Source organism: uncultured Vagococcus sp. (genome assembly GCF_963518325.1).
Lineage (GTDB): Bacteria > Bacillota > Bacilli > Lactobacillales > Vagococcaceae > Vagococcus_D.
Genome location: NZ_CAUQJB010000014.1, coordinates 1 through 18,814, shown reverse-complemented (window position 1 = coordinate 18,814; position 18,814 = coordinate 1). Strand labels below are relative to the sequence as shown.

Here is an 18,814-nt window from a genome sequence, read left to right as displayed (position 1 = left end):
ACTAAACTACTTTTATGCAAATAAAACGCACAAGCAACTTTCCTTTCTTTGTGGTATTCTAAAGAAAACTAACACAAAGTGAGGAATACCCATGCTAAAACTAATTGCTGAAGACTTCATAAAACTTGAACACATTGACACTGTTTTGCCACTTTATCAGGAACTTGTTGCCAGAACCAAAGAAGAACCCGCCTGTCTTGCCTATGACCTCTACCATGATTTAAGAGATCCAGGTCATTTCATCTTTATTGAAGAGTGGCCAGATGAAGAAGCTTTGACCACCCATACTGAAACCGAACACTTCACTCGCTTAGTCCCAATGATTGACCAGCACACACGAGCCAAAGGAAGGTTCACCCGTATGTCACCGCTAACAGATGCCTTTAACCTAAAATAAATCTAAAAAAAAAGAGTCAGCCTTGGAAACAAGGTTGACTCTTTTTTTGTTATCCCTCACCAACTAACTATTCATGATGGTCATTTAACCAACTCAAGGCCATGCTGACATGAGCTGCCACACCGTAAGGCAAAATAGCTTCATTGACAACTAATTTTGGATGATGGACAGGATAGGGCTCTGATAACCGACTATCCGCTGCCGCCAAGCCTATTAAGACCGATGGAATCTCATGACTGACATAAGCAAAATCTTCTGATCCCATTTGAACGCCCATATTAGGCAAATCACTAAATGCAATCACTTTCCCTTCACCGACGACAGCTGGTAAGATTTTCTCTGCATGATCGACAATCTCTGGATCATTCACTAATGTAGGTGCACCTGCCAAGAAGCGGGTTTCGGCTTTACAACGATAGGCTTTCGCGATGCTTTCAGCAATTTCAGTCATGCGTTCTTTGATGTCCACCCGCATGTCATCATCGTAAGTTCTCAATGTCCCCTTAAGGATAGCTGTTTCCGGAATAACATTTGACGTATTTCCTGCATGGAACTCCCCAACCGTCAGAGCCACTAAGGCATCTGCTGGCAATTCTCGCGTCTGAATTTCCATCAAGGCCAAGTGGATATTGGAAGCTGGAATAATCGGATCTATGGCATTTTGAGGCATGGAGCCATGACCATTTTTACCAAATAGCTCAATTTCAAACCAGTCACAAGAGGACAATGCCTTTCCTTTATTTGCCACTAAAAGTGTCCCATCATCCATTGGCAGCCCTGGCATAATATGAATCATCATTCCCGCATCCACGTGAGGATTTTCCAAAACACCAGCCTTAATCATATCGCTAGCGCCAAGCATAATTTCTTCTGCTGGTTGGAACATCAATTTTACCGTACCATTAATCTCATCTTCATGATTTTTCAGTAATTGAGCTGCCCCCAATAACATCGTCGTATGAGTATCGTGACCACAAGCATGCATCTTGCCATTAGTGGATTTAAAATCCAGATCCGTATCTTCCAATATCGGTAAAGCGTCCATATCTCCTCTTAGCAAAAAGGTTTTTCCTCCATCGCCAATGGTTGCTACTACGCCTGCTTTACCACAGCGTTTAGGCTCATACCCCATCTCTGTTAATTTTTTCAATACTAAAGGCACTGTATGCTCTAAATCAAATCCGGTTTCTGGGTTTTTATGAAGGGCTCTCCGGGTGCTAATCATCTCTGGTAGAATCTTTTTAGCCTCTTCAAAAATTAACTTATTCATCTCCATTGTCTTCATTCCTTTCATCCATCTGATTCTTTAATTATACACCTTCAAATAAATAAGTTAAAACAGCATTTCCCATCACATCTGCAGCAATTAATAAACAATCCTCATCAATCGTAAATTTAGGATGATGGTGAGGGTAAAAAGGCTCCCCCGCTTTTGTCGCCCCGACATAAAAGAAACAACTTGGTTTTTCTTCTGCATAATAGGCGAAATCTTCCGACGGAGTTTGTTGATCACAACGAAAGACCTCCGTTACATTGGCAATCTCAGCCTCCTTAGTGACCCGTGCAAACATATCTGTTAGGGCTGAATCATTCACCAACACAGGATAATCGTGAGCATAGTCCAATTCATAACTAATGCCAAAAGCCAGGCAAATCCCCTCTAACAAACGTTTGAACTCACGCTCTACTAACCCACGAGAACTTTCTTTCATGACTCGGACATCACCAACAAGCTCAACCTTATCCTTAATGACGTTAGCCGACCCTTTACCATCAAAGGAACCAATCGTGACAGTCACCGTATCAAATGGATCTACCCGTCGGCTGACAATCGTTTGAACAGCCGTAACAAATTGAGCTGCTGCTACAATGGTATCGTTGGCATCTTGAGGCGTTGACCCATGGCCGCCTTTTCCTTGCAAGGACACCTTAAAAGTAGTTCTCCCTGTTTGAGTAGGACCTTCACGATACGCAATCTGCCCTACATTCATTGTCGTCATAACGTGGGCTCCTAAAACATGATCATAGCCCTCTAAACATCCAGCCTTGACCATTCCCAAAGCGCCTCCTGGCGGCGTTTCTTCCGCCGGTTGATGTAAAATCCGAATTCGACCTGGTAACTCTTCTTTTAACTCAATCAAACAGTCTGCCAAAATAAGCATATAAGCTGTGTGACCATCGTGACCACAAGCGTGCATCACACCTGGAATTTTCGATTCGAAAGGCAATCCAGTATCCTCTTGAATCGGTAAAGCATCAAAGTCAGCCCGAATGGCTAAACTTGGGCCAGGTTTTTCCCCTTGAATATCAACTAAAATGCCATAACCACCACCGAAATTTGTTTGAACCTGGCAGTCTTTCCCCTTGTAAAAATCAGCAATCAATTTAGCAGTCTGCGCTTCTTTAAATGAGAGTTCAGGGTATTCATGCATATGCCGTCGTAATTTAATTAGCTCTGACTCCTTTTCCTTCAATCGTTGACTTAAGCGTTTTTGCAATTCTTTCATCATCATTCTTCCTTCCATTTGAAAAATTTAAAGAGCCCTGTGATATTATCTAAAAAAACAATCGGCACTCATCACCTGTCTCTATCAAGAGCTCATTCCATTAACCTTCTGTTACGACTTTTTCAACGGTAGCTCCAGCACAGTATTTACGTGACTGGTAATACGCCCCAATCCAGCTCATTAGTGTGCAAGCTGTTAAGACCAACAACATTATCCAGGCAATTCGGTAGGAACCCGTTGCATCATACATGGAAGCCACTAACAAGGAACCGACTGACATACCTATTTGAATGGCACTACTGACATAGCCATAAACCTCACCATACTGCTCCGTACCAAAAATTGAAGAGGTCACGAGAGGGGGGGAAACTGACCCAATGGCAATCCCTAAGCCAAAAACAATCGCCATGGCATACACAGCGAATAAACGATCGCCAAACAACATAAAGACAAATGCTAGACCAAAGGTGCCACAACCAAAAATAGAACTGACTACAACGCCCCAACGATCGTTAATCCAACCGACCAACAACTTGCCAGCAATCCCTACTAAGGAGTAAATCGACATGACACCAGCCGCTATCGCAGGGCCTTGCAACCCTTCGAGAGCTGGTGGAAACTGACCTAATGCCCCACTGTTAATAATACCGTTTAACACCATCCCAATTAATAAAACAACAAAGAAAGGTTTGCCAAAAATACTTTTCGTTGGCAGGTTAACCGTCTCCGTCTTAAAGACTTTTTTATTTCCTTGCCCGATATCGAGCTGATCATCAGCTCCATATGGCTTTAAGCCCATTTCTTCAGGTTTCTTTTTGAAAACAAATAAAGAAATAGGTAAGGCAATCACTAAGAAAATAGCTGCCAATATCATGTAACTACTGCGCCAGCCAAAGGTATTCAAGAAAAAGGTAATCAGTGGACTAAGAATGGCTCCACCAATTCCGATGCCCGTCATGGCAATACTCATGGCCAAGCCACGCTTTTTTTCAAACCAATTGGTAATGACGATACTTATTGGAATAATCGTTGAAAACAAATAGCAAATGCCAATAACGAAGGATGACATGTATAAGTGAATTGGGCTTTTTGCTAAGCCGTAGGAAGCATATGCTAAGGTAAAAATAACGATTGCGATACTTTGAATATTTCGCAAATTCCCTTTTGTGATTTTCTTCGCAACAAAAGGAGATAAAAAGATTCCCATTGCTTGTAAAATGGTATTACTTAAGGTAAACGCACTTCGACTTATGCCCATCTCTTCCGTTACGGGTATTAAAAACTTATTTGCCATTGCCACAACACCAGGCACTAAAGTGCTAGTTAAAACTACTGCGCCTGCTACTATCCACCAACCATAAAAAATTTTATTCTTTTTCATTTAATTCCTCACCTTACACTTTCTCTAACTCACATTATTTAAAACTTACTTATTTCAAAAATTCCAACGCAATTTGACGATTAACTTCAATCATTTGATAAAATTGATCAATTGGCACATTTTCATTTGGTTGGTGAGCTAAAGTCACATCTCCTGGACCGACAATTAAAATAGGAAACTCTTTTTTAGCACGACCAAATTCAGAACCATCTGTGTAACCTGTCAGACTTTTAATCTCCGGGTCCTTATTGGCCACGTTTTTCACTACTTTTGTAACCAAAACGCTGAAGGGATGATCCTTTTCTGTGCGAATCGCCGGCAAGTCATTCACATAATTCACCTCACCTTTGAAATCTGGAATCTCCTCCCCCACCTTCTTGAGCAACTTATCAATTGCCACCTTTAACTCTCCATGATTTTGCCCGGGCACCGTCCGGATATCTATGGTTGCCACACATTTATCTGGTACCACATTGGCCCCATTCCCACCTTGAAAAATGTTTACACTAGCAGTTGACTCGCCTAAAAGCTCATCTTTATAAAGAGAAAAATCAAATTGCTTGTTAAATTGATTCATCACTTGAATCATGTGATCAATGGCATTAATCCCCAACTGAGGCATTGAGCCATGTGAGGTCTTACCATATGTGGTTATTTGTGGCCAAAGAGCCCCTTTGTGAGCAATCACTACATCAAGAGATGAGGGTTCCCCGATAATTAAAGCATCTAAGTCATCTGCATATCCTAAATCAGTCAGCTGCCCCGCTCCAATTGCCGCCGTTTCTTCCCCTACAGTAATCAAAAGTTTAATCGTTCCATTAAAACTTGCGCCCTCATCCTTTAACCGAGTCAATGCGGCTACTTGAGCGATTAACCCCGCCTTCATGTCACAGGTTCCTCGCCCATGCAAAAGCCCATCCATTTCGACTGCCTCAAATGGGCCATGAGTCCATGGTACTTCTCCTACCGGTACCACATCCATATGACCAGAAAAACCTAATACAGGACCAGGGTGACTGCCTTTCAAGGTCACAATTAGCTGATGTCGTCCCTCGCTGTATACAACCGTCTCAGAAGGAATTCCATGTTCATTAAACAGTTCTACTAACTTATCCGCCACGAGTTGCTCTCTGCCTAGAACTGTTTCCATTTTGACAACGTCTTTCAATAACGCCAATGCTGCTGCATCATTCATCTCTTACCCATCCTTTCAACTACCCTATTTTGTTTGATAGACTTTCGTCCACTTAATACAATTGTAAGCGTGGTCAACCAACTTTATAGAACCATCATTTCCAATTACAACTTTCTAATTCTTGACACTCTTAAATTTGAAAATAAATCGACGTTTAACGGACGTTTCTTTCTAAAGCGTGCTATAATAAGGAAAACACTCACAAGAAGAGAGGGAATATCCGATGATGAACGAAAAATACCACTTGTCACTTTTGCCAGTTGCTAGTAGAAAGACCCTCGTATTTAAAGAAACTACCATTCTTTTTTTAGTCAAAGGTGACATGATGGTCCAAGCAGATGGTCAGGAGCACGCGATTATGGATGGCAATCTGATGATTTTTAATCCCCACGACAGTCTCAAAATTTCTAAGGTTTTTCGAGAGGATTGTGTGTTATTTGAGTTGCAGCTTGACAGTCTCTTTTTCTCCTCTCTTTACCCGCGCTTTTTTACGACAAACTTTGAACTTTTCCCTAAACAATTAGAAACTGGAAAACGTGAGGCTATCTATAATTTACGTAAACACGTCGCTGAACTCTCTCTCAGTCATTACAGTGCTGAAACTACTAAAGATTTAAGAATCTCCATGAATTTACACCAAATCATTCTCTTGCTGATCCAGTTCTTTCAAAAGGAATCCAGTTATTATAACTATCATTTTTATAACGATAAAATCATCGAAATCATCGAATACATCGGACAAAACTATCAACAACCCTTGGCATTGGAGCAAGTGGCCTCCACTTTTTTCATGTCACCGTCAGCCTTGTCCAAACTCTTTAAAGCTGAGACTGGTTATTATTTTTCCCACTACCTAACCAATTTACGTGTCCGCCAAAGTTTAAAGGACTTGCTACATACTCGTCTAAATATTGACGAAATTTCCTTGAATAATGGTTTTAGTAACAGCAAAACTTATCGCATTCACTTTAAAAAGCTCTTTGGCGAGTCTCCCTCAACTTACCGGCAACATTATTTCAAAACAGACGAGACACCTGAGCGGGCTCAACCTGCTGAAACTAACTCGTTAGAATCCGATGATCGAGATATTTTAGCTACACTCTATTACTATGCCCATTTGCCACAAGATGAAACAACTGATATTGAGCGGGTGGAAACCCATAAAAAATTAGCGATCCACACTCAGAACGTCCGCAACCAAATTAACGCCGACGTGATTATTCACATAAATACCTTAGAAGATTTGCTTAACACTGATACCCAAACAGAAATACTCGTCGCAAAAAAAGCGATTGATATTCGCTACATTGGCATCCAAAATCTCTTTCTTGAATCACCTGACAGCTACACGGTTTATAAACAGGAAAGTTTATCGATTTTTTCACCTTTTGCTAAGTTCGACATGGTTTTAGAGTTTTTAGAAAAAAATCAACTCGGCATCTATTACCAGCTTTCTTTAACAGATTACGAGACGATTTCCTATTTTTATAAAACTGATCGACAGTCTTTTTTACGGCATGTTGAAAAGAAAAAAGGAACTGATTTTTTCAACAATTGGAAGATTGACTGCCAGTTTAATCAACACGAGTTATTAAACAGTATTCGGATCTTTTCTGAAATCTATGAAACAGTCCAACACATTAACCCAGTGATTCAAATTGGGGCTGAACTGCCTTTGTTTTACCCTGATTACGATGTTCATGATCCCGTTTTAAAAGATCGTTACTTGAAACGCGTCATTCCTAAGTGCGACTTTTTATCCTTTCAATCTGAACCTAATTATACTTATGAAAAAAATGAAACGATTATTCCAAACATAGAGAACTTTAATGAATTCGTCTTTAAAGAAGCCCAAAACATCAAAAAACGGTTAGATGCTTGGCATGTGTCATTGCCTCTCTATCTGTCCCAATGGAACACACTCACAGGCAAAAGTCGAGCAACAAACGGTTCTTTCTTTCGTGGGGCACTGGTCCTTCAAGAAGTTTTAAAATTAGATTTAATTGTATCAGGTTATGGTTTTTGGTTAAATACTGAGCAGTTTGAACGTAGTAAAAATACCAAACCAATCAAATTTGACGGACTTGAACTCTTTCACAATTATATAGGCAAACGACCCGCATTCCATGTTTTAGCACTGGCCAGTCGCTTAAAAGGCAAAGTAGTGGCCTTAGGAGATGAGTTTATGTTAACCAAACATTACAACAATTATCAATTATTGTTGTGGAACGTTAACTACTTTCCACCTCATCTCAGTTTAGAAGAAAGTTTTCTGGAAAGTCAGTCAGTGACCTTTCGGATTGAAATCCCTGAAATAGAGGATAATTTTTATCAGGTCAAACAAATTGATTTTAATCGATACAACGGCGCTATTTTTTACGCTTACGCAGATTTTGACAGCAGTGAACCCCTAGATTATGAATCTCATGAGTACCTTTCCCAAGTCAGTCGCCCAAAGATGAAGGTCTTTGATTTAGAAGTGACAAATGGCTTTGATTTTTATTGTATTCTCGATACTAATGCGGTTTTACTACTAGAACTGACTGCCATTAAATTTTTGCCTAAACGTCATGATACATAAAAAAAGCAGACTTGTCTGCTTTTTTTATAGAAAGGTTACTAGCCGTTTCTGAATTAGTTAAGTTGTAACTTGGTATAGCTATTTGGTGGGCCAAATAAATGATGAACCAATCCTGTCACCCTTTCTCTTTGAAGAGCAGTATTAGCCGATTGATACAGCGGAACCACCCCACCACCATTGACTAATGTTTGCTCTGCCTGTCGCAACACTTGCCAACGTTTAGCAACCTGATTAGTTAATCCATCCGCTTCGGTTAATTGTTTATCAAAGACCGAATTGGCGTAACTACCACTATTTCCCCAATTGTCCGTTCTAAAACTATCTAAAAAGGTTAAAGGATCTTGATAATCCGGACCACTTCTTGTTAGTAATATATCGTAATCACCTTGTTCTTTTGTTTCTAAAAGATTTTTCTCTGGCATTAACTTAACTCTGACCGTTAAACCTGGTAATTGTTCCGCCAATTCAAACTGCAAGTATTCACTGATGGCTTTATTCTCGTCCTGATCAGAGCCTATCAACTCTACCTCCATCTCTTTTATTCCTAACTGCTCCAAACCAACTTGCCAATATTCTTGACCTTTCTTTTGATCCATCACCATTAACTCCCCATTTTCCTGACGAAAATCAGCATGAGTTTCTGGATTTTTGACAAATTGGGCTGGAATATAACCATTTAACACCTGAGAACCATTTTTCAACATATCTTTAACAATGTGCTCCTTATCAATCACAAGAGCGATGGCTTTGCGAATATTTTCATTGGCAAATATCGTCTCTTTCTCACCCTTTTGCTGATTGAGATTAAGATAATGGACCCAGGAGTCCAGGGCGCTGGTGTAAGCAGCATCTTTTTGGTATTGTTGAGAAAATTCACCTGACAACACTGCTCGATCCAGTTCTCCCCTCTCATACAATTTTACGCCTAAATCCGTTTCTTTCACGACCTGAATCGTGATTTCATCAACATTGGTCGTTTCGGAATTCCAGTAATTTGAATTTTTCAGATAAGACCAAGTTTGCCCCGTTCCATCCCACTTCGCTAATTTAAAAGCTCCATTATATAATAGGTGCTCGCTATCCTGCCCATATTTTCCCCCTTCTTTTGTAACGAATTCCCTTTTTTGTGGAAATAAGGTGGGAAACGTCAACACCGACTGAAAATAAGGAACGGGCTGCTCCAACTGGATTTCTAAAGTCTGTTCATCGATTGCCTTAATCCCTAATTCAGTTGGTTTTTTATGTCCTTCAATGATATCAGCCGAATTTTTTATCATGCCATTAATTAAAATCGAACTTGTTGAACCAAAAGCTGGGTCAACAACTTTTTGCCAAGCAAAAACAAAATCATCAGCCACAACAGATGTACCATCAGACCACTTAGCCTCTTCTTTTAGATCAATCGTATAAGTTAAACCATCTTCACTGACCTGCGGAACGCTTTTAGCCACTCCTGGAACCGGTTGGTCTTCTTCATCTAAATTGTATAAGCCTTCCATGACTTGAGTAATCGCAATAAAACTGCCACCATCAAAAGCGTTGGCTGAATCCATGGAACTTATTTCATTAATTTCCATTAAATTAACGACTTTTTGCTTCTCAGGACTAGGCAATTTCCCACAACCAACCAGACTCCCCAGAGCCACCAACAACAATACTATTCTTTTGTTCATCATTTTCCCTTCTTTCACACTACAGACACTTAAAACCATTCAGAATCAACGGTTAAAAATGTCAGTATCACTCTGTTTGATTGATTAAGCCCCTTAAATTATCCTCTATTTCTTTTAAGATTGCCCTCAGCTTGTCCTTTTCTAAATAAGGTACTGAGCCATAAATATCGTGGCCTAACAACTTGATGCCATTGTTATCCGTAAACATCCACTCAGAAGATAAGCGTCTGATGGCATCATTCAATCCATTAGTATCGCTTGATTCCTGTGGTTGTCCTGTGGTACTGATCATGTAAGCCTGTTTGCCACTTAAGCGAGGGTCAGGGCTACCATCCATATTATAGAAGAAACCATGAGAAAAGACACGATCAACATAACCTTTCATAATAGCTGGCATGGCATTCCACCAGATAGGGAAAATATAAATCAGTAAATCGGCCTCGATGATTAACTCCTGTTCCACCTTGACATCCGCTAAAGGCTCATCTAAATCACGGGTAAACTTACCATCCCTAATGTGAATCGTTTCTTCTGACTTTAGAACCGGATCAAAATTCATAGCACATAAATCTCTGACAATAACCTCATTGCCACCAGTACTTAACGTGGACACTGCCATTTCTAAAATTCCCTGGCAGAAACTTTCTTTTCTCGGATGAGCATAAACTATTAATGTTTTCATTGCACACTTCCCCCTTATTTTTTAACAAATTAATTATATCACTAACTTTAGCAAAATTCATAAAAAAAAAAGACCTAATTAAAGGTCTTCTAATGGCATAAATAACTGGTAACTTTTTTCTTCAATCAAATCTTTCCCTTTGTACAACCGATTAAGGGTAGGCGACACCACTCGATGGGCATTATCGTCCCAATCTTTTTCAAATTTTCGTGCTAATCCTTTTTCTTTCCAACTATTCCATAATCTGGAGCCTATAATGAGATTTTCGGAGTGTCGAAGAACATTATTATTTAAATAGTTTAAAAATTGAGCCTGATTCGTTTCATATAAGTCAGTTAACTGACGAGCATAGTCTTGGTAACGCTCCTCATCCCGTTTAAACCATGAAAGAATGATGTAACTTTTTCCATTTTCTGGAAAAACATTCAGAAAGAGCTTAGCCAAAACATCCTCAGGGTTATCCGAATAAATATCGTTAATTTTATTCCCGATCAAGTCTCGCTCAGGTTCCAGAACACTGGATACCACCACCTCAACCTCATAATCCAATTCAAATACCAGCGAATGAAATATATCCAACTGCCCTGTTTGGATGGCCTTATCAAATAATTGATTGTCCCGTTCGCTATCTCGTATCGCTAATTTTTGAGGATCCGTCTCTTCCAATAACTGCCGTTTTTCATTTGTTTGAGAATAATTAGCAAAAGCAATCATCTGCAAGTTATAAGCCTCTCGTCTAGTAGTTGTATCCTTCCCAAAGGTTCTGTAATTATATAAAAAAACTTGTTTCAGCGACTGATCAAAAGCTTCATGTTCAATGAGAGCAAATATCTCCTGCTCATGAACTTGACAAAACCCATAAAAAATCATTCCTTCATTTTTACCAACCCTGGTTAATTTAGTTTCCATTACATCAGACTGCTCATCTCTCACAGGCATGATTAATTGCCCCTTCTCGCCTAAGTTACGCAATAATCGGTAGCGCTGGATGGTGTGAACTTTTAGTTTTTCTGAACTACAAGTCGATCTATCTGGATAAAAACACTCTGTGACTTCCGCCTGTTGCATCATCTGCTTTAAAGTAGGTGCTGTTCGATCATCTGAATTAAAAGGGTTATCTTCTTTTAATAAATGGCATTTTTTGTATTTTTTCCCTGATCCACAAGGGCAGGGATCATTTCGTTCAATTTTACTGGTCATTTAAGCACACTCCTTCGTCTTTATTATACGCCATAAAAATGGGAAAACGGCAAGATTGACTGACAAAGTGGCTTCCCACAAATAAAGAAAAACGCTCTACCCCTTATTGATAAAAGGATAGAGCGTGTTAATATGGTCCCTACTGGTCTCGAACCAGCGACCCCCACCTTGTCGAGGTGATGCTCTCCCAACTGAGCTAAGGAACCCTTTGACTACATATATTAGAATACCGTTTATAAGGAGATTTGTCAATACGAAAAGTCGAAGAACATCCCCTTCGACTTCTCACTTATATCCTTGGTTGCTTTCGCCTTTTCCAAAACACCAGTAGGCACCCCATTAATATCAGGCAGCCTCCGCCAATAATTGCCCAATACGAATCCGCCATACCCATTTTAGGTAAATGACTTAATTCGATAACTTGCTCATACGGTTCGGCCAACTCTCCCTCAGACAGTTGCCCTTGCTCTATAGGACTACCGGAACCTTCATCCCTAGTAGTCCCTATTTCACCATGAACATCAACGGTTACTTCCGCACTATAAACAGGTGTTGTTAAAAAGAACGTGCCTACAAGTAAGCAACACCAAAATTTTAGATGGTTACTTATTTAACTTCCCCCCTTGTTGAAAGAGAATTGTTTACACACCTACGGTTACGCCATCAGCTTGAATCGACTTAAATTTTAAAGTTAAGGTATAATTTTCAGCTGTCGTTGCCTCATTAATATCCGTTGGTAAATCAGCAATTGTTTCCCCTGTGTAATTAAAGGTGGCCGTGTTGCCAAAAGCATTGGCTTCATCTGTGGCAATATTTAAGCGCCCCTCTTTATTTCCTAAGGTCATCCAAGCCCCCGAATTACTTAAATCAGTTAAACTATTGTTGACTACTAAATCTCTTGGCGTCGGGGCTATGGCCGTATTCCCGTTGACAGTTCCGTTAATGCTTAAAACATTTACCAATTTAGGTTCTCCTTGGATTGCGCCTAAAGATACCTGAACACCGCGACCAGATTTATTTTCTATCTGGTAATCCGCTGATTCAATCGACTTATGACCACTAGCTGTCGTCGTGTGAAAAGCTGTGGCCGTATCCACTACCACATTGATCCACTCATCGGTTCCCTCAGGAATAATTTCTCCTGGATCTGTGTTATCTAGCTTACCAATTGTCCCGTTAATTTCCACATCTGCTGATCCTTCGCCGTCAATGGTTGCCGCTAAAGCTGGTTGAGCCATCGTTATCATGCTAATACCTGTCATTATTGCTACTGTTGTTTTTTTCATCAATTTATTGCTCCTCTTTGTTTTTTTTATTCTATGATTCAGTTATTAGTAATTTACACACCTACGGTTACGCCATCAGCTTGAATCGACTTAAATTTTAAAGTTAAGGTATAATTTTCAGCTGTCGTTGCCTCATTAATATCCGTTGGTAAATCAGCAATTGTTTCCCCTGTGTAATTAAAGGTGGCCGTGTTGCCAAAAGCATTGGCTTCATCTGTGGCAATATTTAAGCGCCCCTCTTTATTTCCTAAGGTCATCCAAGCCCCCGAATTACTTAAATCAGTTAAACTATTGTTGACTACTAAATCTCTTGGCGTCGGGGCTATGGCCGTATTCCCGTTGACAGTTCCGTTAATGCTTAAAACATTTACCAATTTAGGTTCTCCTTGGATTGCGCCTAAAGATACCTGAACACCGCGACCAGATTTATTTTCTATCTGGTAATCCGCTGATTCAATCGACTTATGACCACTAGCTGTCGTCGTGTGAAAAGCTGTGGCCGTATCCACTACCACATTGATCCACTCATCGGTTCCCTCAGGAATAATTTCTCCTGGATCTGTGTTATCTAGCTTACCAATTGTCCCGTTAATTTCCACATCTGCTGATCCTTCGCCGTCAATGGTTGCCGCTAAAGCTGGTTGAGCCATCGTTATCATGCTAATACCTGTCATTATTGCTACTGTTGTTTTTTTCATCAATTTATTGCTCCTCTTTGTTTTTTTATTACTACATTGCAGTTACTTCCCTTGTTAAGCATTAATTTGTAGCGTTAATCCAGCTTGTACTTGACCACGTTTTTGATTAGTGGCTGGATCGTAAATATTAAAAGTAGCTGTAGCTGGATACTCTCCTGCGCCTAAAACTTTGTCCAACGTAGCTCCAGAAATTTCAAAGCCCGGTGACATGGCTCCTGAAGTATAAACCACTTCATTTGTCCTATCTAAACGAATCACCACATCAATCGGATAACCATTGGCCACAGGATTTTGAATATAAAGACTGCCTTTACTTTCACCTGATTCAAAGGTCGCTTGGGATTTAATCACCATATTAAATTTACTGGCATCCACCACTTTTTGTTCAGCCGCTTTTATGTCTTTATCACTCATCTTTTTAGCATCTTTGATATCAGGTAGATAATCACCTGAGACAACTTGAATGGGTGTTGTCTTTTTAGAAAAATAGTAGTAGGTTCCACCTGCCACTAATCCCAGCAGCAACAAGAGAATTAACCATTTTTTCTTCTTGCTTTCCGTCTTTGTATCCTGTGTGCTCATCATTTGCTTTGTCATCCAATTCCCCTTTTCTATCTGTTGATTTCGACTTTAAATGTTAATTTATAAGCTGGAACAACCACCTGCCCTCGTGGATTAAAATACTTTCCATTTAGACGAATTACTTCTTGATTGGCTGAATTAATTCCCAATACCCCTACCAAAAGTGGCCGACTCTCTAACTCATTGGTAATAAATAAGGACTCCTGACTGGTGGTTAATTGCAAGGCCAATTCTTCTGTACCTGTTACACCATTTAAATCATGGCGTAACGTTAATTCTTCAGCAGCTTGATTTTCGCTAGTCACACCAATTAGTGAAACTTTTGTCGGTACATTACCATGATTCACTAGTTGATAGTCTACGGAATGCAGACTGCCTTCCTGAGCTGTTCCAATATCACTGTTTTCAGTTTGAAATGCCATTTCCAGTGGGATTTCCACATTGATTATTTCAACGGTTGTTGTAAATTCAGTAAGTGGTGTTTCAACTAATGTCACCTCTTCACCTGACATTCCCACTACTTTCAATCGAACAAAATAAGTGGCATCTTCAATTAATCCACCTAAATCAGCCGTGAAGATTCGCTTATTTTCACCTATCACTTCAGCCTGAGTAGTAAATGTTGCTCCTGCTGGAAATTGCTTATCCTGACTGTATTCAACTGTCACTCCCTGATATAACCCACCAAGTAAACGACCGCTAATTAAGGCTGACTGTCCATCTATGACCTCAGCACGAATTTTATCTAACGCTGGTTTTGTCACGAAACTATATGCATCAGCTAGTTGGCTTTCTCCTACCTGATTAATAACCACCCCTCGAAGCCAATAACGTGTGTTAGGTGTTAAATCACTCAAAGTCATCTCATAAGTTGAGATTGACACCGTGTTATTCCCATCAAATTCCGCTTGTTGAATCACCTGCTGGGCCTTTGTCACATCATGACTATCGGCCTCCGCTGTAAAGAGAAACCACTTAACATTCGTAGCGACACTGCCATTATTAACTGAGCTGGCATGAAGGGTCCCAGTCGTAGCTGTTAAATTACTAGCACTTACTTTGACAGCATTAGGCGCTGTTATCTGTTGACTAAACACAAGTTTTTGTGAATTCCCTAGTGCGGTTAACTCTGCCACACTCAGCGGATCCACTGACCCAACCACATTGGTGTAAGTTGCTAAACGTCCTCTCAAATCAGCTGCCCTTCGCAAAATCGTGGCACTGCTTGTCGCCGCCCCCTTTGCATCAAAAGTGTCGATTCTCTGGACTGTATTACTGGTAAATGACACGTTCTTACCGAGGCTCGCTCCGCCATTTAGCCCCAAAGTACCTTTTCCACTTGAAGCAAAACTCACATGTTCAACCTTTTGTAGGTCTAAGGTGAAGGTGCTAGACGCAGTAGGACTAAAAATTGTCCCATTTGCCACATCAATAGACACATTGGCACCTTCGCCAATCGCCATGCCGCCACTTGCAGCCCCTGTATTAATAGAAACTGGTAGTAAAAAGCTCACATGACTATTTTTTTGAAAATCAAAGGTTACTTTTTGAGTCTGGTTCATATAGAAGAAATTATTTCGCAAATCCCCAGATGCTAAACTCACTTTATCTATGGTTAGATGAGCGTTTTCTTCTACAATATAACTTGGTGCCAGATAATCATAAGTCATGCTTGAACTGGTTTTGATGTTCATCTGAGCATTTTTTCGAACAACTAGTTTGGAAGAATTAGCATGAGGATTCCCTGTATTCGTGCCAACCGACCAGATAAAGGCCAAAGCCGAACTCGACGAATGTGCCACTGTTGTTGACCCACTCTGAATCTCCACATAATTTGTCTCGGCCCACTCTTGGGCATAAGCTGCCGTTCCCTTTTGAACAATATTGTTGTCGCCTCGCATAATAATTGAGCCATTGCGGTTGTAAATCATTTGACCATTGTTTGAATAGTAGTCCACGTTATCAAAAATAAACTTCATGTTTATTCCAGTGTCGAATCCCGTCAAAAAGCCGTAATAACCAATTGCTCCTGACCCATCAAGATTGCCGAATTGAGTATTTCGTATTTCTACCGTTGCATTTGTTTCATCCACATAAAAACCTAAGTTATATGAACCACCTTTATTATAGGTAATCTTGTGGTTAGCGCCATCGATGATAACCCCATTTTTTAAGCGGTACCCCAGTGTTCCTAAATCAATATCCTGGGTCAAACGGAAGTTAAGTTTCGAATTATCTTTTAATAATTCGGTTAAAGTCGCCGCCGAATCAACTAACCAGAAACCATCCACATCCTGTACTTGAAGAGCTCTAGCCATAGCTGGTTCATCCTTAACTTTTGACTGACTTTCCTGACTAACGTCTTCCTCGTCAGAAAACACTAGTGAACTATCAGCTAGGTCAAGTTCATCTTCACTTAGAAATGCTGACTCTTCAGTCCAGCTCTCAATCGTTGTTTCCGGCTCTTCTCTATCTGTCACACTCGTTTCCTCACTACTGAAAGCTTCGTCTAAACTTTCCTTAGCCACCCCTTCTACAATCTTGACTGGTGAGACCATCAAAATCAGGAGAACTGTTGTTACTATTAATGATTTATTTTTCATAGTCGTTCCCCCTCTTCCAATTTTATGGTCTTCATTGCTTAACACTCCTGTTCTTGTTGGTAATGTTTTAGGTTTAAACACACCTCTCTTTGCTACAACTTAAGTATACAATATAATTGTGCCCTTTTTAGGAACTATTCTCATTTAAATGTAACTATTTTGTAACTATTATGTAACGAAAAAGATATATTTTCGACTTTTTTGTGTTTTGGCAAAAAAAATCAACTAAGCTAACTTTTCATGCCCTTCATCATAAAAAAATCGTTAATAACTTGGGCCTTAACCCTTGTATCATTTATGTTATAATGTCTTTTGTAACCCATTAAAGTGAGAGGGGTAAGTAATGGAATATTTTAAAAACAACAAACGCATCCTCGACTATTTAAATTCTTTTGAGCTAAATACACAACAGTATCAACACTTGAGAGTAGCCAAAGATGACTATGTCATCAACATATACGAAAAAGCAGACTATCTTTTTTTTCTACAAACTGGTTTAGCTTCAGTTGAAATTTTAGAAGACAGCACTCATTATATTTCAGCCTTTATTTTTGAAAATGATTTTTTCGGCTTAGATACCTTTTCCAGCTATCAGACTAAAGGTCACGCAATAAAAATAATTAGTAGCCAGGCTGAAGTAGTCAAAATAAGGAAAGACTTTTTACTAAGCTCATTGAACCAGCAGCCTGAACTGTACGCCCTGTTATTAACTAATTTTGCCGATATTTTTCAACGCCACTATTCTTTTTTTGATTTTCTAACTTTAGCTCCTGTTGAACGTGTTAAGACCACTTTACTCTATTTAAGTGATTTTATTAGTGAGCCAACTGAAGATGGGAGTCTGAAACTTCCTAAAGAAATAACTCAACAGATTTTAGCTCGCTTTTGTCGTACCTCTCAACCCCGGATATCCCTTTGCTTAAAGGAGCTTTGTGAGGCTGGCATTTTACTAACAAAGAAAGCACCGTTTATCATTGCTTAAAACACAAATAAGAGGGCTGTTTTCCCTCTTGTTTGTTGACACTTATTCTTTTATGAAGTCCAATATTCGATGCGTAAACTGATCAACATTGTCTAGATTTCTTGAGGCAGCCGTAAAGGCTTCTACATCATCGGGTTGATGTGCCCACTCACCTGATTCAGCCGTCAGAAATATCCCCACTCGTTTATCCTCTTTATATTCGGTAATTACTGGCAACACATTTTCCGGTGGCTCACTTGATTGAATTGTTGTAAAAATCACCACCTTATCCCATTGATCAAGATCTTTGGTAATCGCTTCGATTGGTTGAACTTCTAAATACATATCGCTTTTTTCAATATCTGCTATCACCTTCTTCATTACTTCATTTTTAAATGCTCGGTCTTGAGTAAAAACAACTACTTTAGGTCCCTGCTCACCTGCTGACTGGTTGACCACTGACGCCTCAATCCTACCTTGAATACGTGACAAGCGATAATAAGCCAGCCCACTCCCCGCCACCACTAATACACTTAATATAATTACTAACATGACACGTAGACTTTTTTTCTTAAACATTTCTTTCCTCCTATTTTAATTGTCTACTGACTCGTCTCAGTTCAGATTCAGACAACTATTTTGATAAAACTAGCTAATCCCCTCTTTAAAATCAACAACAAATGAGGAGAGATATAAATCAGACATAACCGAAGAATACAACATAAGATTAACTCATGCCTATTAACTGATTTTACCAGCGATCAGGTAATCTCCCATGTTTATCCAAGGCAATTAAATATCATTTAGTGCCCGTCGGAAAAACTGGAACATGAGTGAGCTCGCATACAGTTTATTGGATTCCTCTTGATCGATAGTTATGGTCTGCTACTAACACACAGACGACGCTAATTTTCACCTCCTTGGCTAATTAAATTCTCACTGAATCGCTTATACTAAAGTGATATCTTTAGTATAGACGATAACAAAATGTTCGGTTATATCCCGGGTATAAGGTAAGCGGGTAATTAAATGACGGGTGCACAAATAACGGCACAACAGCTATAATTT

The 18,814-nt window shown here is 39.7% G+C and carries 16 protein-coding genes and 1 tRNA gene; 3 read left to right on the top strand and 14 right to left on the bottom strand.

Features of this window, described 5'->3' with window-relative positions; translation table 11 throughout:
- Positions 1-91: 91 nt before the first annotated feature.
- A complete protein-coding gene (locus tag RWN13_RS12580; protein WP_314064070.1) occupies positions 92-397 on the top strand; it encodes a putative quinol monooxygenase in 306 nt (101 codons plus the stop codon).
- Between the two features lie 67 nt (positions 398-464).
- On the opposite strand, the gene RWN13_RS12575 is transcribed toward RWN13_RS12580, so the two are convergent.
- From RWN13_RS12575 to RWN13_RS12560, 4 genes are all read right to left on the bottom strand, one after another.
- Positions 465-1,682 carry a M20 family metallopeptidase gene (locus RWN13_RS12575; protein ID WP_314064067.1) on the bottom strand — a complete coding sequence of 406 codons (1,218 nt, stop codon included), beginning with the start codon at positions 1,680-1,682 and terminating at the stop codon, positions 465-467.
- A 25-nt stretch (positions 1,683-1,707) separates the two neighbouring features.
- Positions 1,708-2,910, bottom strand: coding sequence for an amidohydrolase (locus RWN13_RS12570; protein ID WP_399553662.1), 1,203 nt, complete (start codon positions 2,908-2,910; stop codon positions 1,708-1,710).
- Between the two features lie 94 nt (positions 2,911-3,004).
- Entirely contained in the window at positions 3,005-4,285 is a 1,281-nt protein-coding gene (locus tag RWN13_RS12565; protein ID WP_314064065.1) for an MFS transporter, read from the bottom strand.
- Positions 4,286-4,334: 49 nt separating this feature from the next.
- A complete protein-coding gene (locus RWN13_RS12560) occupies positions 4,335-5,480 on the bottom strand; it encodes an ArgE/DapE family deacylase (protein ID WP_314064062.1) in 1,146 nt (381 codons plus the stop codon).
- Positions 5,481-5,703: 223 nt separating this feature from the next.
- Between RWN13_RS12560 and RWN13_RS12555 the strand changes: the two genes are divergently transcribed.
- The gene (locus RWN13_RS12555) at positions 5,704-8,061 is read left to right on the top strand and encodes a helix-turn-helix domain-containing protein (RefSeq protein ID WP_314064060.1); all 2,358 of its coding nucleotides are present in this window, start codon (positions 5,704-5,706) and stop codon (positions 8,059-8,061) included.
- A gap of 53 nt (positions 8,062-8,114) precedes the next feature.
- Here the strand turns inward: RWN13_RS12555 and RWN13_RS12550 are convergent, their stop codons facing one another.
- From RWN13_RS12550 to RWN13_RS12515, 9 genes are all read right to left on the bottom strand, one after another.
- A complete protein-coding gene (locus RWN13_RS12550; RefSeq protein WP_314064058.1) occupies positions 8,115-9,734 on the bottom strand; it encodes a peptide ABC transporter substrate-binding protein in 1,620 nt (539 codons plus the stop codon).
- A 67-nt stretch (positions 9,735-9,801) separates the two neighbouring features.
- Positions 9,802-10,416, bottom strand: coding sequence for an NAD(P)H-dependent oxidoreductase (locus tag RWN13_RS12545; protein WP_314064056.1), 615 nt, complete (start codon positions 10,414-10,416; stop codon positions 9,802-9,804).
- 78 nt (positions 10,417-10,494) lie between these two features.
- Entirely contained in the window at positions 10,495-11,616 is a 1,122-nt protein-coding gene (locus tag RWN13_RS12540) for an SEC-C domain-containing protein (RefSeq protein WP_314064054.1), read from the bottom strand.
- A 133-nt stretch (positions 11,617-11,749) separates the two neighbouring features.
- A tRNA-Val gene (locus tag RWN13_RS12535) sits at positions 11,750-11,822 on the bottom strand.
- A gap of 83 nt (positions 11,823-11,905) precedes the next feature.
- Positions 11,906-12,010: an LPXTG cell wall anchor domain-containing protein gene (locus RWN13_RS23660; RefSeq protein ID WP_399553665.1), complete on the bottom strand. Its 105-nt coding sequence runs from the start codon at positions 12,008-12,010 to the stop codon at positions 11,906-11,908.
- Between the two features lie 247 nt (positions 12,011-12,257).
- Positions 12,258-12,902, bottom strand: coding sequence for a hypothetical protein (locus RWN13_RS12530; protein ID WP_314064051.1), 645 nt, complete (start codon positions 12,900-12,902; stop codon positions 12,258-12,260).
- A 53-nt stretch (positions 12,903-12,955) separates the two neighbouring features.
- Entirely contained in the window at positions 12,956-13,600 is a 645-nt protein-coding gene (locus RWN13_RS12525; RefSeq protein WP_314064051.1) for a hypothetical protein, read from the bottom strand.
- A 54-nt stretch (positions 13,601-13,654) separates the two neighbouring features.
- Positions 13,655-14,197, bottom strand: a complete 543-nt coding sequence (locus tag RWN13_RS12520) for a hypothetical protein (RefSeq protein ID WP_314064049.1) — start codon at positions 14,195-14,197, stop codon at positions 13,655-13,657.
- Positions 14,198-14,211: 14 nt separating this feature from the next.
- The gene (locus RWN13_RS12515; RefSeq protein ID WP_314064048.1) at positions 14,212-16,785 is read right to left on the bottom strand and encodes a fibronectin type III domain-containing protein; all 2,574 of its coding nucleotides are present in this window, start codon (positions 16,783-16,785) and stop codon (positions 14,212-14,214) included.
- A 343-nt stretch (positions 16,786-17,128) separates the two neighbouring features.
- On the opposite strand from RWN13_RS12515, the gene RWN13_RS12510 reads away from it, so the two are divergent.
- On the top strand, positions 17,129-17,767 hold the full coding sequence (locus RWN13_RS12510; RefSeq protein ID WP_314064047.1) for a Crp/Fnr family transcriptional regulator: 639 nt from the start codon (positions 17,129-17,131) through the stop codon (positions 17,765-17,767).
- A 42-nt stretch (positions 17,768-17,809) separates the two neighbouring features.
- Here RWN13_RS12510 and RWN13_RS12505 read toward each other — a convergent pair whose 3' ends face one another.
- The gene (locus RWN13_RS12505; RefSeq protein WP_314064044.1) at positions 17,810-18,325 is read right to left on the bottom strand and encodes a hypothetical protein; all 516 of its coding nucleotides are present in this window, start codon (positions 18,323-18,325) and stop codon (positions 17,810-17,812) included.
- Positions 18,326-18,814: the final 489 nt, after the last annotated feature.

What these genes read in the sequence shown, in the direction of transcription:
- RWN13_RS12580 (WP_314064070.1), top strand. Translation starts at nt 92, where the DNA reads ATGCTAAAACTAATTGCTGAAGACTTCATAAAACTTGAACACATTGAC.
- RWN13_RS12575 (WP_314064067.1), bottom strand. Translation starts at nt 1,682, where the DNA reads ATGAAGACAATGGAGATGAATAAGTTAATTTTTGAAGAGGCTAAAAAG.
- RWN13_RS12570 (WP_399553662.1), bottom strand. Translation starts at nt 2,910, where the DNA reads ATGATGATGAAAGAATTGCAAAAACGCTTAAGTCAACGATTGAAGGAA.
- RWN13_RS12565 (WP_314064065.1), bottom strand. Translation starts at nt 4,285, where the DNA reads ATGAAAAAGAATAAAATTTTTTATGGTTGGTGGATAGTAGCAGGCGCA.
- RWN13_RS12560 (WP_314064062.1), bottom strand. Translation starts at nt 5,480, where the DNA reads ATGAATGATGCAGCAGCATTGGCGTTATTGAAAGACGTTGTCAAAATG.
- RWN13_RS12555 (WP_314064060.1), top strand. Translation starts at nt 5,704, where the DNA reads ATGATGAACGAAAAATACCACTTGTCACTTTTGCCAGTTGCTAGTAGA.
- RWN13_RS12550 (WP_314064058.1), bottom strand. Translation starts at nt 9,734, where the DNA reads ATGAACAAAAGAATAGTATTGTTGTTGGTGGCTCTGGGGAGTCTGGTT.
- RWN13_RS12545 (WP_314064056.1), bottom strand. Translation starts at nt 10,416, where the DNA reads ATGAAAACATTAATAGTTTATGCTCATCCGAGAAAAGAAAGTTTCTGC.
- RWN13_RS12540 (WP_314064054.1), bottom strand. Translation starts at nt 11,616, where the DNA reads ATGACCAGTAAAATTGAACGAAATGATCCCTGCCCTTGTGGATCAGGG.
- RWN13_RS23660 (WP_399553665.1), bottom strand. Translation starts at nt 12,010, where the DNA reads ATGGGTATGGCGGATTCGTATTGGGCAATTATTGGCGGAGGCTGCCTG.
- RWN13_RS12530 (WP_314064051.1), bottom strand. Translation starts at nt 12,902, where the DNA reads ATGAAAAAAACAACAGTAGCAATAATGACAGGTATTAGCATGATAACG.
- RWN13_RS12525 (WP_314064051.1), bottom strand. Translation starts at nt 13,600, where the DNA reads ATGAAAAAAACAACAGTAGCAATAATGACAGGTATTAGCATGATAACG.
- RWN13_RS12520 (WP_314064049.1), bottom strand. Translation starts at nt 14,197, where the DNA reads ATGACAAAGCAAATGATGAGCACACAGGATACAAAGACGGAAAGCAAG.
- RWN13_RS12515 (WP_314064048.1), bottom strand. Translation starts at nt 16,785, where the DNA reads ATGAAAAATAAATCATTAATAGTAACAACAGTTCTCCTGATTTTGATG.
- RWN13_RS12510 (WP_314064047.1), top strand. Translation starts at nt 17,129, where the DNA reads ATGGAATATTTTAAAAACAACAAACGCATCCTCGACTATTTAAATTCT.
- RWN13_RS12505 (WP_314064044.1), bottom strand. Translation starts at nt 18,325, where the DNA reads ATGTTTAAGAAAAAAAGTCTACGTGTCATGTTAGTAATTATATTAAGT.